The organism is Robiginitalea marina, assembly GCF_024006985.1.
Classification (GTDB): domain Bacteria; phylum Bacteroidota; class Bacteroidia; order Flavobacteriales; family Flavobacteriaceae; genus Robiginitalea; species Robiginitalea marina.
Genome location: NZ_JAMXIB010000001.1, coordinates 533,043 through 547,678, shown reverse-complemented (window position 1 = coordinate 547,678; position 14,636 = coordinate 533,043). Strand labels below are relative to the sequence as shown.

General features: G+C 56.4%; 15 protein-coding genes. 11 read left to right on the top strand and 4 right to left on the bottom strand.

Annotated features, from left to right (window positions below; all coding sequences use genetic code 11):
• The first annotated feature begins 124 nt into the window (after positions 1-124).
• Positions 125-955, top strand: coding sequence for a DUF6090 family protein (locus NG653_RS02390; RefSeq protein WP_252740059.1), 831 nt, complete (start codon positions 125-127; stop codon positions 953-955).
• A 15-nt stretch (positions 956-970) separates the two neighbouring features.
• Here the strand turns inward: NG653_RS02390 and NG653_RS02385 are convergent, their stop codons facing one another.
• Positions 971-1,669, bottom strand: coding sequence for an RluA family pseudouridine synthase (locus tag NG653_RS02385; protein ID WP_252740058.1), 699 nt, complete (start codon positions 1,667-1,669; stop codon positions 971-973).
• A gap of 43 nt (positions 1,670-1,712) precedes the next feature.
• Positions 1,713-2,531, bottom strand: coding sequence for a 3-methyl-2-oxobutanoate hydroxymethyltransferase (gene panB / locus NG653_RS02380; RefSeq protein ID WP_252740057.1), 819 nt, complete (start codon positions 2,529-2,531; stop codon positions 1,713-1,715).
• 123 nt (positions 2,532-2,654) lie between these two features.
• On the opposite strand from panB, the gene NG653_RS02375 reads away from it, so the two are divergent.
• On the top strand, positions 2,655-3,113 hold the full coding sequence (locus NG653_RS02375) for a Cif family virulence factor (RefSeq protein ID WP_252740056.1): 459 nt from the start codon (positions 2,655-2,657) through the stop codon (positions 3,111-3,113).
• A 6-nt stretch (positions 3,114-3,119) separates the two neighbouring features.
• Here the strand turns inward: NG653_RS02375 and NG653_RS02370 are convergent, their stop codons facing one another.
• On the bottom strand, positions 3,120-4,544 hold the full coding sequence (locus NG653_RS02370) for an L-serine ammonia-lyase (protein ID WP_252740055.1): 1,425 nt from the start codon (positions 4,542-4,544) through the stop codon (positions 3,120-3,122).
• A 211-nt stretch (positions 4,545-4,755) separates the two neighbouring features.
• Here NG653_RS02370 and dnaK point away from each other — a divergent pair, with 211 nt between their 5' ends.
• Positions 4,756-6,660, top strand: coding sequence for a molecular chaperone DnaK (gene dnaK, locus NG653_RS02365; protein WP_252740054.1), 1,905 nt, complete (start codon positions 4,756-4,758; stop codon positions 6,658-6,660).
• 105 nt (positions 6,661-6,765) lie between these two features.
• The gene (locus NG653_RS02360) at positions 6,766-7,704 is read left to right on the top strand and encodes a hypothetical protein (protein WP_252740053.1); all 939 of its coding nucleotides are present in this window, start codon (positions 6,766-6,768) and stop codon (positions 7,702-7,704) included.
• A 63-nt stretch (positions 7,705-7,767) separates the two neighbouring features.
• On the opposite strand, the gene NG653_RS02355 is transcribed toward NG653_RS02360, so the two are convergent.
• Positions 7,768-8,418: an alpha/beta hydrolase gene (locus NG653_RS02355; RefSeq protein ID WP_252740052.1), complete on the bottom strand. Its 651-nt coding sequence runs from the start codon at positions 8,416-8,418 to the stop codon at positions 7,768-7,770.
• Positions 8,419-8,461: 43 nt separating this feature from the next.
• Between NG653_RS02355 and NG653_RS02350 the strand changes: the two genes are divergently transcribed.
• From NG653_RS02350 to menA, 7 genes are all read left to right on the top strand, one after another.
• On the top strand, positions 8,462-8,884 hold the full coding sequence (locus tag NG653_RS02350; RefSeq protein ID WP_252740051.1) for a PaaI family thioesterase: 423 nt from the start codon (positions 8,462-8,464) through the stop codon (positions 8,882-8,884).
• Positions 8,865-9,944, top strand: coding sequence for a chorismate-binding protein (locus NG653_RS02345; RefSeq protein WP_252740050.1), 1,080 nt, complete (start codon positions 8,865-8,867; stop codon positions 9,942-9,944). The genes NG653_RS02350 and NG653_RS02345 overlap by 20 nt, the downstream gene beginning before the upstream one ends.
• Positions 9,945-9,988: 44 nt before the next feature.
• The gene (gene menD, locus NG653_RS02340; RefSeq protein WP_252740049.1) at positions 9,989-11,764 is read left to right on the top strand and encodes a 2-succinyl-5-enolpyruvyl-6-hydroxy-3-cyclohexene-1-carboxylic-acid synthase; all 1,776 of its coding nucleotides are present in this window, start codon (positions 9,989-9,991) and stop codon (positions 11,762-11,764) included.
• A gap of 13 nt (positions 11,765-11,777) precedes the next feature.
• Positions 11,778-12,122: a DUF2853 family protein gene (locus tag NG653_RS02335; protein ID WP_252740048.1), complete on the top strand. Its 345-nt coding sequence runs from the start codon at positions 11,778-11,780 to the stop codon at positions 12,120-12,122.
• Positions 12,123-12,176: 54 nt separating this feature from the next.
• Complete coding sequence (locus NG653_RS02330) at positions 12,177-13,016, top strand: CvfB family protein (protein WP_252740047.1); 840 nt, start codon at positions 12,177-12,179, stop codon at positions 13,014-13,016.
• A 102-nt stretch (positions 13,017-13,118) separates the two neighbouring features.
• On the top strand, positions 13,119-13,721 hold the full coding sequence (locus tag NG653_RS02325; protein ID WP_252740046.1) for an SPOR domain-containing protein: 603 nt from the start codon (positions 13,119-13,121) through the stop codon (positions 13,719-13,721).
• 1 nt (position 13,722) lies between these two features.
• Positions 13,723-14,631 (top strand): 1,4-dihydroxy-2-naphthoate octaprenyltransferase, encoded by a 909-nt coding sequence (gene menA, locus NG653_RS02320; protein WP_252740045.1) that lies wholly within the window; start codon positions 13,723-13,725, stop codon positions 14,629-14,631.
• Positions 14,632-14,636 lie beyond the last annotated feature (5 nt).

The following is a 14,636-nucleotide window of genomic DNA, read 5'->3' as shown; positions in this document are numbered from 1 at the left end:
CGGGTAGCCTGCAATGGCCATGCAGGTTCGGGGCAAACGTCTTTTTGAAGAAGGAGGGCCAAACCTTCCCGGGGGGATTTTAAGGATGGGGCCTAAGGGTACCCCGTCCATAAACAGGGAGAACATGATACAATTCTTTCGGAGGATTCGCCAAAAACTCCTTGGCGGCAACCGGCCTTACCAGGACAGGAGGGAAGGCAGGGCCAGCAGGTATGCCCTCTACGCCATGGGTGAAATCCTGCTTGTGGTTATCGGGATCCTGATTGCACTCTATATCAACAATATCAATGAATACAGGAAAGAGCGCGAACAGGAACAGGTGCTATTGAAACAATTGCGGTCCGAATTCAACAGCAATTTGCAGCAATTGGATCAAAAGATTGCTTTGAGGAACGAAATGATGGAGGCGGCCAAACAGTTTTTTGAACTGATAGACCATCCCAACCGCAGGGACAAGGATAGCATAGACCTCCTCATCGCAAAGACATTGCCTTATACCACCTTTGACCCCATTGAGAATGACCTGGCGAGTTCCGGGGAATTGATGTTGATCAAAAACATCGAATTAAAACAGTCACTTACGCGCTGGAGTTCCAATATCAGGGATGTAATGGAAGAGGAGGAAATTTGGAAATATTACCGCAATGAACTCTACATGCCCTTTCTGATACAACACTATCAGTTCAGGACCCTCAGGAACAAGGCCTTTAAATCCAACGTCCTGGGGCAATTTTCCATTGACCAGGACAAAGGCACCTTCCTTTATGCGGATGACGATATTGGATCGTCACGTCATAAAGAGGATTTCAATGCCCTTTTGGACCACCCGGACCTGGAAGATCATTTGTCTAGGTGTTACAGCATCAATCAATGGGCAAATATCCAGTCCCTGATCCTGAGGAAACGTATTGTTGAGATCCTCAGCCTGGTCGAAGGCGAAATTAGTTCAGAATAAATACCTCCCCTTTGGTTACAGGCACGCATTCCATAGCGGATCTGCGGGCGGGTCTGCCACGAGCTGCACCGGTTCTTTCCGGACCGGGTGGATGAATTCCAGGCTCCTGGCATGAAGGTGGATGCCCCCGTCGGGGTTGCTTCTGGGAGCCCCGTATTTCAGGTCGCCTTTGATGCTGCAGCCAATCGCGGCCAGCTGGGCGCGGATCTGGTGGTGGCGCCCGGTCTCCAGTTCGATTTCCAGCAGGGAATACCGGTCCAGCTGTTTCAGCAACCGGTAGCGCAGGGAGGCTTTTTTGCGCCCGGGGGCATCGGTCGGGTGGGCGTAGGATTTGTTCTGTTTGGGGTTGCGCTGCATGTAATGGACCAGCCGGCCTTCAGGTTCGGGTGGCGGCTCGTTTACCACGGCCCAGTAGGTCTTGCGGGTTTCCCGTGAGGCAAAGAGGGCATTCATGCGCTCCAGCGCTTTGGAAGTGCGCGCGAAGACAATAAGGCCGGTGGTGGGCCGGTCGAGCCGGTGCACCAAGCCCAGGAATACCTCCCCGGGCTTCCCGTACTTCTTTTTGATATATAGCTTCACGATCCCGCTGAGCGGGATATCGCCGGTCCTGTCGCCCTGTACGATATCCCCGGCCCTTTTGTTGACGGCGATCAGGTGGTTGTCTTCATAGAGCACCTGCAGGTTCTCGGGGGTACTGTGCGCGTCGGGTTTCACGTAAGCAAAGGTCTTGGCGGGGCGGGGTAAACCCGGTTACGGGTTAATACTGTTCCTGGGCGTTGGGGAAGTCACGGCGTTTAACATCGTCCACATACTGCCCGATGGCCTGGCTCATGTCGTCATACAGGTTCATATACCGCCTTAGGAATCGCGGATTGAATTCATGGGTCATCCCCAGCAGGTCGTGGATTACCAGCACCTGCCCGTCGGCATGTACCCCGGCCCCGATCCCGATGGTGGGGATGGTCAGGTTTTTGGAGACCTTTTCGGTGAGGCTGGCCGGGATTTTTTCCAGCACCAAGGCAAAACACCCGAGTTTTTCGAGCATCCGGGCATCTTGCATCAGTTTTTCTGCTTCCTTCTCCTCCCGGGCCCTTACGGTGTAGGTCCCGAACTTGTATATGCTCTGGGGGGTAAGGCCAAGGTGCCCCATCACCGGGATCCCCGCGTTGAGGATACGCTTGACGGATTCCCTGATTTCTTCCCCTCCCTCCAGCTTTACGGCATGGGCCCCGCTTTCCTTCATGATCCGGATCGCCGAGCGCAGGGCCTCCTTCGGGTCGCTCTGGTAACTCCCGAAAGGCAGGTCGACCACCACCAGCGCCCTTTTTACGGCCCGGATCACGCCGCTGGCGTGGTAGATCATCTGGTCTAGGGTTATGGGGAGCGTGGTTTCATGGCCTGCCATGGTGTTGCTGGCCGAATCCCCCACCAGGATGGCATCCACCCCGGCGGCATCCACAATTTTTGCCATGGAATAGTCGTAGGCCGTGAGCATGGATATTTTTTCCCCCTGCTGTTTCATTTCAATGAGGGATTTTACAGTGATGCGCTTGTATTCTTTTTTGGCGGTTGACATGAGGATCGGATTAGCCGGCTAAAGGTACATATTTTGAGGGGGAACGCGCCGTATTTTGAGGCAACTTTCGTCGCTGGTCCGCAGAATTGCCGTATCTTTTTCGGGTCGAAATGCAGTATGCCAATGAAAATACAATCGCTCCTGTTCAGTCTGTTTATCCTCGGTGCAACCCACGCCCAGTCCCCTGAAGAAGGGGAGGTACGGCAAACCATCGACCGGTTTTTTGAAGGGTTTCACGCCCGGGATACGGCGATGATGCGAAGCACCCTGGGCCAGGATGTGCTTTTGCAGACCATTGTCCGGGATGCCTCCGGGTCCCCGATGTTGCGAAATGAATCTATGGAGGATTTTTTGCGGTCCATGGCATCCCTCCCCGACACCCTGAAAATCGAGGAACGCCTCCTGGCCTACCATATCCGGACCGACGCCGACATGGCCCACGCCTGGACCCCGTATGAATTCCGCGTGCAGGGCGAACTGCGGCACTGCGGGGTGAATTCTTTCCAACTGTTTTACGACGGCACGGCCTGGAAAATCATTTACCTGGCCGACACCCGGCGCCGGGAAGGCTGCAGGCCCTGACCCGCTTTAGCAATCGCTGAGGTTCACCCCGACGGCCAGCCCGCCCTGGGAAGTTTCCTTGTATTTGGAGTTCATGTCCCTGGCCGTTTCCCACATGGTTTGCACTACTTTGTCAAAGGGGACTTTCAGCTGGGTGGGGTCCGACTCCAGGGCCAGTTCCGCGGCATTGATGGCCTTGATGGCCCCCATGGAATTCCGCTCGATGCAGGGCACCTGCACCAGCCCGCCGATAGGGTCGCAGGTCAGCCCCAGGTGGTGTTCCATGGCGATTTCCGCCGCGCAAAGCACCTGTTCGGGGGTGCCCCCCATAAGTTCCGTAAGCGCCCCGGCGGCCATGGCCGAAGAAACCCCGATTTCGGCCTGGCATCCCCCCATGGCCGCTGAAATGGTGGCTCCCTTCTTGAAAAGGCTCCCGATTTCCCCGGCCACCAGCAGGAACTTCCGGATGTGTTCAAACCCTGCCTGGTGGTTTTCGATGACCAGGTAGTACATCAGCACGGCCGGCACCACGCCAGCGCTGCCGTTTGTGGGTGAGGTCACGATGCGCCCGAGGGCGGCATTCACCTCATTGACGCTGATGGCGAAACAACTCACCCATTTGAGGATTTGCCGGAATTTAACCTCGGTTTTCCGGATCGATTCGATCCATTGCCCGGGGGTTTCGTACGCCACCGGCCCCCTGAGGTTGTTGTAAATGTCCGGTGCCCTTCGCCTCACCTTCAGGCCCCCGGGGAGCTCGCCTCCCGTGTGGCAGCCGTCGTACATGCTGGCGAGCATGGTGTCCCAGATCCGTTGCAGGCCGCGATCGATTTCCTCAGGGGTGCGGATGGAGCACTCGTTGGCCCAAACCACCTCTGAAACAGGCTTGCCCAGTTCATGGCAATAGGCCAGAAGTTCCTTTCCGGTTTGGATGGGGTAGGGGAAGGTTTGGAAGATAGCGGCTTTTTTGCGCGCCGACACCCTTTCCTTTTTGACTACAAACCCCCCTCCAATGGAGTAGTAGGTTTCCCGAAGCAGCCGGTCTTCCCCGCATTTGGCTTCAAAGGTCAGGGCGTTGGCGTGGAAGGGGAGGAATTTCTTCAGGAATACCAGGTGCTCCGATTCCACAAAGGGGACGGTCACTTCCCCACCCAGGAGCAGGGTCCCCTGGTCGCGGATTCTCGCAATGGTACGGGGGATCTCGTCCACCGGGATCCGCTCCGGATCGGCACCTGACAACCCCATCAGGATGGCCAGGTCGGTGGCATGCCCCTTGCCGGTGAGCGAAAGGGACCCGTAAACCAGTACCCTGATCCCGGTCACCTGCCCGAGGCGGCCGCAGGAAGACAGCTCCCGCAGGAAGCGTTCGGCCGCCCTCCAGGGCCCAAGGGTATGCGAGCTGGAGGGGCCTACCCCGATTTTGAGCATGTCGAAGACACTAATACATTCCATATTCTCTCACCAGGTGTTATCCCGGCTAAAATACAAATCCAAACCCCATTGCCGCAGCAGGCGGAAGGAATATTTTTCGTTCGGTTTTCGCGAAAACCCATCCCCCCGTGTTTCTCCAAAATGACAGTCTGTCAGTTTTGCTTGCTTGGCATGTTGTTTGTCCTTTAAAAGGCGACTGAAAAACCGAAACGCTAATTATAAAGTAAATAGGATGAGCAAAATTATCGGCATAGACCTGGGTACCACCAACTCCTGTGTTTCCGTGATGGAAGGGAATGAGCCCGTGGTAATCCCAAACGCAGAAGGCAAGCGGACGACCCCTTCAGTTATCGCCTTTGTAGAGGGCGGTGAGATCAAAGTGGGAGATCCGGCAAAAAGGCAGGCAGTAACCAACCCCGAAAAAACCATATATTCCATCAAGCGGTTTATGGGGAACAAATATTCCGAATCCAAAAAGGAAGCCGAAAGGGTATCCTATAAAGTAGAAAAGGGCGATAACGATACCCCGAGGGTGTCCATTGATGGCCGCCTGTACACCCCCCAGGAACTTTCGGCCATGATCCTCCAGAAAATGAAGAAGACGGCCGAGGACTACCTGGGGCAGTCGGTTACCCGGGCGGTGATCACCGTACCGGCGTATTTTAACGACTCCCAGCGCCAGGCGACCAAGGAAGCCGGCGAGATTGCCGGGCTCAAGGTCGAGCGGATCATCAATGAGCCCACGGCCGCATCCCTGGCCTACGGCCTGGATAAAAAGCACAAGGATCAGAAGATTGTGGTTTTTGACTTCGGGGGCGGTACCCACGACGTTTCCATCCTCGAACTGGGCGATGGGGTCTTTGAAGTACTGGCCACCGACGGGGATACCCACCTTGGCGGGGATGATGTGGATGAAAAAATTATAGACTGGCTTTCTGACGAATTCAAAAGCGAGGAAGGCATTGACCTGAGGAAGGACCCGATGGCCCTGCAGCGCCTTCGGGAAGCTGCCGAAAAGGCGAAGATCGAGCTTTCCTCCACCTCCCAGACCGAGATCAACCTGCCGTACATTACGGCGACAGCAAGCGGGCCGAAGCACCTGGTGCGGAGCCTCAGCCGTTCCAAATTTGAGCAACTGATCGAGGACCTGGTCAAGCGGACCATTGCCCCTTGCGAGTCAGCGCTGAAATCGGCCGGGCTTTCCAAAAGCGACATCGATGAAATCATTCTGGTTGGGGGGTCTACGCGGATCCCGGCAGTGCAGGAAGCCGTAGAGAAATTCTTTGGCAAAAAACCATCGAAGGGCGTGAACCCCGATGAGGTAGTGGCCATTGGCGCTGCCATTCAGGGCGGGGTGCTCACCGGGGATGTAAAGGATGTCCTCCTGCTCGATGTAACCCCACTTTCCCTGGGTATTGAAACCATGGGCGGGGTGCTGACCAGGCTGATCGAGGCCAATACCACCATCCCCACGAAGAAGTCCCAGATCTTCTCCACGGCTGCCGACAACCAGCCTTCGGTGGAAATCCATGTATTGCAGGGAGAGCGGCCCATGGCTGCAGACAACAAGACCATTGGCAGGTTCCACCTCGACGGAATCCCGCCGGCACCGCGCGGAACGCCCCAGATCGAGGTTACCTTTGATATCGATGCCAACGGGATCATCAAGGTATCGGCCACAGATAAGGCTACCGGCAAGTCGCAGGATATCCGTATCGAAGCTTCTTCGGGGTTGACCGAGGAGGAAATCAAGCGGATGAAATCCGAAGCGGAAGCCAACGCCGAGGCTGACAAGAAGGCCCGGGAGAAAGCTGAAAAGCTCAACGAAGCCGACAGCATGATCTTCCAGACCGAGAAACAGCTCAAGGAATTTGGCGAAAAGCTTTCAGCCGATAAAAAACAGCCGATTGAAACGGCCCTTGAGGAACTGAAGAAGGCCTACGAGAGCAAGGATGCCGAGGTAATCCAACCCGCGCTTGACAAAATCAACGAGGCGTGGAAAGCGGCATCCGAAGAGATGTACAAGGCGCAGGCCCAGGGCGGGGACGCCGGGGCCACTGCCGGACAGGAGGCCTCAGGAGCGGATACCCGGGAGGGTGATAACGTGGAAGACGTTGACTTCGAGGAAGTCAAGTAATCCGTAAACGATACCCCCATGAAGGGCAAAAGGGCAGAGCAATCTGCCCTTTTTTTTGTATTGCGGGCCTTTCCTTTTCTTCGCAGAATGGGCTACCTTTACCCTATGAAGTACCTTGCCCTGACGTTTTTCCTCTTCCTGCAACCCGGCTGCGCCTGGGTTTTGAGCGGGCAACCGGAAGTCTTTACCCGCAGGGATTTCGAACTCAGGGGCCCGGTTAAGGCGAGCACCATTCTAACGGACTACGGGGAAGAACTTTTTGAATTTGACCGAAAGGGCCGGCTGCTCAAATCGGTGACCCGGTATAGCGACACCGACTATGACGTCACCTATTACCGCTATGAAGGGGGAAAGCTGGGCGAACGCCGCGATGAGGTCTACCGCGGGAGCACCTTTGAAAAACAGACTTCCTTCGCCCGGTTTTATGAGCGGGATACCCTCAAGGGGACCCGGGTGATTGAAAAGATACTCTCTTACGACCAGCAGATCCAGGAGCAGGTAACCTATCACTACGGCCGGGATTCCCTCTTGCACCGGATTATCCGGATCCATGAAGAAGGGATTGATGAAACCCTGCTGGAATATGCGCAGGGAGGAAAGGAAGAAACCACCAGTTACTACCTGAACGGGCAGCTTCAGAAGTCCGTCAGGAAGTCTGTCGAGGGGTCAGGGGCGGATGCCCGCACCATAAGCCTGGTCAGGGAATATTTTAAGGGGACCCCCCAGAGGGCGGTGGAACAGACCCGCGATGCGAGCGGAAAGCTGTTGATCGAGACCAGGTTCACCTATGATGCGGCCAGAGAAACCTTCCGAAAGGAGGAATCCTGTGAGTACACGTATAATCCGGAGGGCCTTGTCGGACAGCAATCCACGACCTCCTGGACCCCAACCGGAAAACCCAGGGTGCAGGAAAAGGCATTCCTCTACCAGATGGATGGCCGCGATCCGGGAAACTGGATCAAAAAAATCGTCACCCCCGAAAACACCTACATCACCCGGAAGCTTACCTATTATCCGGAAGAAACAGCCCCCCGGAAAAACTAATTGGATAGCCCTGCTTCCGGCCTGAATCGGGGGAGGGCCAACCTGGAAGGCATCCCTGCCGGGCTATGCCCTGATGTAATCCCTGAGGAGTTCGTGACCCCCTTCATATTCCGTGAGGACCAAATTCCCTGGGAACAGGGTTTCCAGGCGGTCGTATTCGCCGGTGCGATTGTTCTCCAGGAAGGGGTCTGACCTGCCCGCAAAGGCCTCCACCCGGGTTTCCCGCCCCAGGTGGCTGAAATCAGCCGGGGTGAGTTCCCGGGGCACTTTTCCGGCATAAAGGACCAGCCGGGAACACCGGACCTTTTTCAGGGCAACCCACCGGCAGAGCACGGAGACCCCCTGGGAATATCCCATTAGGATCAGGTTTGGAGCGGTGTCAAGGGATTCGCCCAGGGAAAGGACATCGAGGTAATTCAGAAGGTTCGCCATGTGCTCGCGGGTGTGCTCGCGCGTGAGCCAGCTGGCCCCGACATTCCTGTACTCTGCATCCAGGTAATACAAAGACGGCGCCTGGGGGGCAATCACATAGTTTTCCTTCGGGTCCAGGTGGGTGAAGTACCTGAGGAAATAGCGCGAAAGGAAGCCAATGCCGTGAAAAACCACCCATACATTCCGGGTTTGCGGGGTTCGCGCAAAAAGGGTTTCATACGGATGGGTGGCGGGGTAGGTCAGCCATTTTTCACGGGTATTTTCGGGCGGAGTGGATTTCATGGGATGTTGCGGGAATGTTTACCTTTACAAAAATGTACAATGCATGGAGGAATACAAAGAAAAAATACTCCGGGTCTGCAACGGGGTGAGTAAAAATACCCTAATGGAAACCCTGCAGATCGAGTACATTGATGTGGGGGAGAATTTCCTCGTGGCCCGGATGCCTGTAACCCCGAGGGTACACCAGCCCGACGGGGTACTCCACGGGGGGGCTACCGTGGCCCTCGCTGAAAGCGTGGCCAGCGCAGCCTCTTATATTTTTATCGATGCCCAAAATTTTATGGTTCGCGGGATAGAAATTGCCGCCAACCATGTAAGGGGGGTTCGGGAGGGCTTTGTGTACGCAAAGGCTTCCCTGGTCCATAAAGGGCGGACAACCCAGTTATGGGAAATACGTGTAACCAATACAGCGGACGAATTGGTTTCCCTGTGCAAACTGACAACGATTGCCCTCCCCAAAAAATAAGAAATCCGGAAAATTCCTCCAGATTGCTGCGGACCAGCTCAGCGAAGACCTCCCTTTTGTCCTGTACAAAAAACCCGGGGCCTCAAAAGTCATGGCCGTCCTGCAGGACGATCCGGCATTGATCCCTGCCCTGGAAGACAATTCCCCGGGATTCCTTATGGTACCTTTCCACCGCGAGGAGGCCAGGCCTGTCATGCTTCGGGCCGACAGGCAATACCAAACCAGTTTCCAGGGTGTCAGGCTGCACAAGGTGCCTGCCCGGGCCATCCGGAACGCCGTGGCCCGGGAAATCCATCAGGAGTTGGTTGCCCGGGCCGTTACCGCTTTAAAAAATGGGAGCCTCGAAAAAGTGGTCGTGGCCCGCAGGTTTTCGGTGGAGGCCCCGGAAGACCTGCTCTCGGCTTATTTTGAACTCCTCCGCTGGTACCCTGACGCCTTCGGGTACTTCTGGCACCACCCGGAAATTGGCACCTGGATGGGCGCCAGCCCGGAACTCCTGCTCCGTTACGATTCCGGAGTGGCCGAAACCATTGCCTTGGCCGGGACCCGGCCGGCAGACCCGGATGAAGCCCTGCCCCGATGGACCGGAAAGGAACGCCACGAGCAGCAGCTGGTAACAGATTTTATCGTCAGTAAAATGACGGCCCTCGGGATACAACCCCAAACCGGGCAGGTCCGCAATGTACGGGCGGGAAGCCTGTGGCACCTTGGGACTTCCATCCGGGCCGGAACAGGGCTTTCCGGGGCGCTCAGATTACTGGCTGACCTCCACCCTTCCCCGGCGGTATGCGGCCTTCCCAGGGAAGCCGCCTATGACTTTATCCGCAAGAACGAAAATTTCAACAGGGAATACTACTGCGGCTTCCTTGGGGAAGTGGGCCTGGAGCAGGCAGACACCTTTGAATTCTTTGTAAACCTCAGGTGCCTGCAGTTCCGCAATGGCAAGGCCTTTCTCTACGTGGGCGGTGGCATCACCCCCGACTCAGACCCCGAAGCGGAATGGGAGGAAACGCAGCAAAAGAGCACCACCATGTTATCTATGCTGAAGAATTCCGGTTGACGGATTAGGGAGTGATCCCCCGGCTTCATACTTTTGTAGTCGCAATGAACTATTCCACAATCCCCCTGGCGCATACCCTGGTTTTTTTGTGCAGGTCTTTCGGCATCCGGCAGGTGGTGATCTCGCCCGGTTCGCGAAATGCGCCCCTGATCCTTGGATTTACCTCCGACCCTTTTTTTGAGTGCTTTAGCATCGTGGATGAACGCAGCGCCGGGTTTTTCGCCCTGGGCCTCAGCCAGCAGAGCGGGGAGCCCACCGCCCTGGTCTGCACCTCCGGCAGTGCCCTGCTCAATTATTATCCGGCCGTGGCTGAGGCCTATTACAGCCGGGTCCCTTTGGTAGTCCTTTCGGCAGACCGCCCCCCGTACAAGGTCGACATCGGCGACGGGCAGACCATTCGCCAGGAAGGGGTATTCGAAAAGCATATCGGGTTCCAGGCCAACCTGCTACAGGATGTTTCCCATGCCGTGGACTCCTATCGCTGGAAGGAAGGCGAGAGGCCTGAGGAGGCTGAAGGGCTCCTGGCATTGCAGGCTGAGAGGCAGGCCCTAAATGAACGGGAGATCAGCCGGGGCCTCCACCTCGCCCGCCGCGACCGGTTGCCCGTGCACTTCAACGCCCCCTTTGAAGAACCGTTATACGGGACTTCCGACACCCCGGTAGTGGCCCCGGTAGTCCACCGGGAGGAAACCCTGCCGGAATCAGAACCGGATTGGGAAGCCCTGGGGAAAAAGTGGCGGTCTTACCGCAGGAAAATCGTCCTTATCGGGGCGCTCCCGCCCGGGGGCGTGGGCGAAGAGGCGCTGGCTTTCCTTGCAGGGGATCCTTCGGTGGTGGTCTTTACCGAAACCACCTCCAATGTTCACCACCCTTCTTTTTTTCCAAGCATCGATACCATCCTCGCCCCGCTGGAGCGTTCTGAAAGCAGGGCTGACTTTTTTGAAGCCCTGCGTCCCGATCTGTTGCTGACTATTGGGGGGATGGTCGTTTCCAAGAAAATCAAGCAGTTCCTGCGCAGCTTCCCGCCTTTGGAGCACTGGCATGCAGACCCGTACCAGGCTTTTGACACCTTTTACGTCCTCACGGACCACTTCGGCATCGGGGCTGACCGCTTCCTGAAGGCCCTGGGGTCCGGGGTGCAGCCGGGGAGCAGTTCGTACCGCAAGCCCTGGGAGGCCTTCAGGGAGGCCTGCAGGAAGCAGCGGCAGGCCTACCTGAACCAGATTCCCTTCTCCGATATGGTGGCTTTCCAGGATATCCTGGCCAGGATTCCCCAGGGGGCACAGGTGCAACTGGCCAACAGTTCCACGGTCCGGTATGCCCAGCTCTTTGACATGCACCCCACCAACCCGGTTTTCTGCAACCGGGGGACCAGCGGCATCGAGGGGAGCACCTCCACGGCCGTTGGCGCCTCCGTGGGGTCTGGAAACCAGGTGGTCCTCCTCAGCGGGGACCTGAGTTTCCTCTATGATCGGAATGGCCTGTGGAATTCCTATCTTCGAGCCGATTTTCGCGTTATCGTGATCAATAACCAGGGAGGGGGCATTTTCCGCATCCTGCCCGGGAAGGAAGACAGTGCCGCCTTTGAAACCTATTTTGAAACCGTGCAGGACAGCCCTTTGGCTCCGGTGTGCGAGAGCCACGGCCTGGAGTATCGCTGCGCGGCCTCCAGGGAGGATTTGCAGAAGGCCCTGGAGGATTTTTTTTCACCCTCTGCAAAGCCCAGGCTCCTTGAGGTCAAAACTCCGAGGAAACTCAATGACCGGGTTTTGCTGGGCTACTTTGATTTTTTAACTTCGGCTATACCAGAATCACTTTAAAACCCCCAGAACCATGAGCAAAAGCAAAGAAGAACTACTCGAGAACTACGCGGAGCACATCCGCGAAAAGTTTAAAGAAACCCCCGACATGGAATTCCTTGACCTGGTAACCGTGGGCCTGGGACCGGCCATTTACAACAGGGATTCATCCCTGGTCTCCGGGACGGATGAATCTGAACTGGAAACGGTCAGGAAGAATTTCCTGGTCAAAAAACTGGGCCTTCCCGACGGGCCGCACCTGATGCACGCCATCAAGGAAGTGATGCGCGAGTACGGGGCTTCAGAGCGGAATAAGTACCGCGCGGTGGTGTATTACATCCTGGCGCGCCGGTTCAAGAAGGAGAATGTCTACCGCTAGGGGCCTCCCGCGGGTGGTATTTTCCCGGGCGGGGTATGCGCTAAAAAAGGAATCATGATTGCATTGGGAAAATACAATACCCTGATTATTGACAGGGACACCCGGGTAGGCCTCTTTCTTGCCGATCCGGAAGGGGAGGAAATCCTGCTGCCGGTAAAGTACCGGCCCGAAACTTTTGAAATAGGGGACGCCCTGGAGGTTTTCTGCTATCTCGACCACGAGGAGAGGCCGGTAGCGACTACCCTGACCCCGGGTATTACCCGGGATTCCTTTGCCGCCCTCAGGGTTGCAGAGGTCAATGATTATGGGGCCTTTCTGGAATGGGGCCTGGAGAAGCACCTTCTGGTGCCTTTCCGCGAGCAAGCCACCCCCCTGAGAAAAGGACAGACCTGCGTGGTGTATTGCTACCTCGACCCGAAGTCTTCCCGCCTGGTGGCCTCCACCCGCCTCGATCGGTTCCTCGACAACCGCGATGTGCGACTCGAGCCGCTGCAGGAGGTGGCCATCCTGGTCTACCGGGAAACCAACCTTGGGTACGAGGTGGTGGTCAATAACCGGCACAAAGGGCTGGTATACCGCGACCAGGTTTTCCGGGACCTGCAAATCGGCGATAGCCTGATGGGCTACGTGCAGAAGATACGGGAAGACCAGAAGCTCGACATCAGCCTCGAACCCATGGGCCACCGGAAGCTGGAACCCGCTGCAGCCCGCATCTATGAAGAACTGAAGCGGGCGGGGGGGAAGCTTCCCTTTCATGACGGCTCTTCCCCGGAAGACATCCAGGCGCGCTTTAAGATGAGTAAAAAATTGTTCAAGAAGGGGATCGGGATCCTGTACCGCGAGAGGCGAATCGAACTCGGGCCCGATGGAATCTCCCTTCGGAAAACGCACTGAGGCAGTACTTCCCGGCCAGGTTGCGCGAACCCGAGCTTTTAGTTTGCTGGATCGTAGCAATTTACTTACATTTAGGGCAGCAAAACGTAAAGCTTCCCAAACATGCCTTTTATCGAAGAAAGCGACCTGCTGGAACTGCATAAGGACATCGACAAGGCTCAGATTATCAATGAGCGCCTGCTCGACCAGATCAAGGTGAAAAACCGCGAATTGAAACGCAGCCGGATTCAGCGGAACCTTTTCGCTGCCATTACCGTACTTTTTCTGATTGGGGCCCTGGCCATTACCTCCTTTACCATTGGGTTGACCTCGAACCCCAACCAGGCGCAAACCCTCCCGAACATGGCCTGGGTTTCTGACAGCCTCGATATGGTCAACAAACGACTGGCCACCCTGCGGAAACAAAACGAAGAGTTGAGCCTGGTGAAGGAATTCTACCTTGCCAAGGAATTTATTGAAAAGGAAAAAATCTATTCCGTACAGGTGAAAGCCTTTATCGACAAGAATTTTAACCTGGCACCCCAGGCGCTGACCAATACGATCCTGGTGAAGAACAATCCCTTCTACGCGTATTCGCTTGGGAATTTCGAAACCCTCGAGGAAGCCAGGAAATTCCGCGAAGAGCTTGTCAATATGGGATTCACCGATGCGTTTGTGGCGTCGTACCAGGACGGCAAACGCATTGCGATAGAAGATCCGAATTAGCTTGGAGCTTTTTAAGACCTGGGTGAGGGCAGCCCGCCTTCGTACCCTGCCCCTTTCCATTGCCGGGATCCTTGCAGGGTCCGCCCTGGCCACCGGCCTTGGCTATTGGGATCCTGCGCTTTTCTTCCTGCAACTCGCCACCACCATCGCCTACCAGGTGACATCAAATTTTGCCAATGACTACGGCGACGGCATCCGGGGAACCGATAACGAACGCCGTGTCGGCCCTCAGCGCACCCTGCAAAGCGGTGCCCTGAGCGCAAAAGCCCTGCGCAGGGGCATCGCCCTGGCCGCGGCCGTAAGTGCCCTGCTTACCCTGGCGACCTTATGGCGGGCTTTTGGCCCGGGATCCTTCGGATATTTTGCCTTATTCCTGTTGCTAGGCGCCCTGGCCATCTGGGCAGCGATCAAATACACGGTCGGACCCGATGCCTATGGGTACCGGGGGCTCGGGGACCTTTTTGTTTTCCTTTTCTTCGGCCTGCTGAGCGTGCAGGGGAGCCAGTTCCTGTTCACCCGGCACCTCCTGGCGGAAGGCTGGTTGCCCGCCATCGCCATAGGTGCCCTGAGCGCGGCAGTGCTCAACCTGAACAACCTGCGCGACTGGGAATCGGACCGGGAGTCGGGCAAAAACACCCTGGTGGTCCAATGGGGTTATCGCAATGGGGTCCGGTACCATGTTTTTCTGTGTGTTTTCGCCTTAGTTGCTCTCGTGGCCTATTTGGCCACCCAGGCAGAACCCTGGCCCCAGGCCACCTGCCTGCTGCCATTTCTCATCGTAGGCCGGCATCTGGCTACCGTCCGGCGGGTCGCCCGGCCTGCGGACCTTGACCCGGAGTTGAAAAAGATCGCCCTGAGCACCTTTATGGTAGGCCTTCTCCTGTTCCTTTCCAATCATTATTTTTTGTAATTTTG

Excerpts from the sequence above, each read along its gene's own strand:
- NG653_RS02390 (WP_252740059.1), top strand. The coding sequence starts at position 125 with ATGATACAATTCTTTCGGAGGATTCGCCAAAAACTCCTTGGCGGCAAC.
- panB (WP_252740057.1), bottom strand. The coding sequence starts at position 2,531 with ATGTCAACCGCCAAAAAAGAATACAAGCGCATCACTGTAAAATCCCTC.
- NG653_RS02375 (WP_252740056.1), top strand. The coding sequence starts at position 2,655 with ATGAAAATACAATCGCTCCTGTTCAGTCTGTTTATCCTCGGTGCAACC.
- NG653_RS02370 (WP_252740055.1), bottom strand. The coding sequence starts at position 4,544 with ATGGAATGTATTAGTGTCTTCGACATGCTCAAAATCGGGGTAGGCCCC.
- dnaK (WP_252740054.1), top strand. The coding sequence starts at position 4,756 with ATGAGCAAAATTATCGGCATAGACCTGGGTACCACCAACTCCTGTGTT.
- NG653_RS02360 (WP_252740053.1), top strand. The coding sequence starts at position 6,766 with ATGAAGTACCTTGCCCTGACGTTTTTCCTCTTCCTGCAACCCGGCTGC.
- NG653_RS02355 (WP_252740052.1), bottom strand. The coding sequence starts at position 8,418 with ATGAAATCCACTCCGCCCGAAAATACCCGTGAAAAATGGCTGACCTAC.
- NG653_RS02350 (WP_252740051.1), top strand. The coding sequence starts at position 8,462 with ATGGAGGAATACAAAGAAAAAATACTCCGGGTCTGCAACGGGGTGAGT.
- menD (WP_252740049.1), top strand. The coding sequence starts at position 9,989 with ATGAACTATTCCACAATCCCCCTGGCGCATACCCTGGTTTTTTTGTGC.
- NG653_RS02335 (WP_252740048.1), top strand. The coding sequence starts at position 11,778 with ATGAGCAAAAGCAAAGAAGAACTACTCGAGAACTACGCGGAGCACATC.
- NG653_RS02330 (WP_252740047.1), top strand. The coding sequence starts at position 12,177 with ATGATTGCATTGGGAAAATACAATACCCTGATTATTGACAGGGACACC.
- NG653_RS02325 (WP_252740046.1), top strand. The coding sequence starts at position 13,119 with ATGCCTTTTATCGAAGAAAGCGACCTGCTGGAACTGCATAAGGACATC.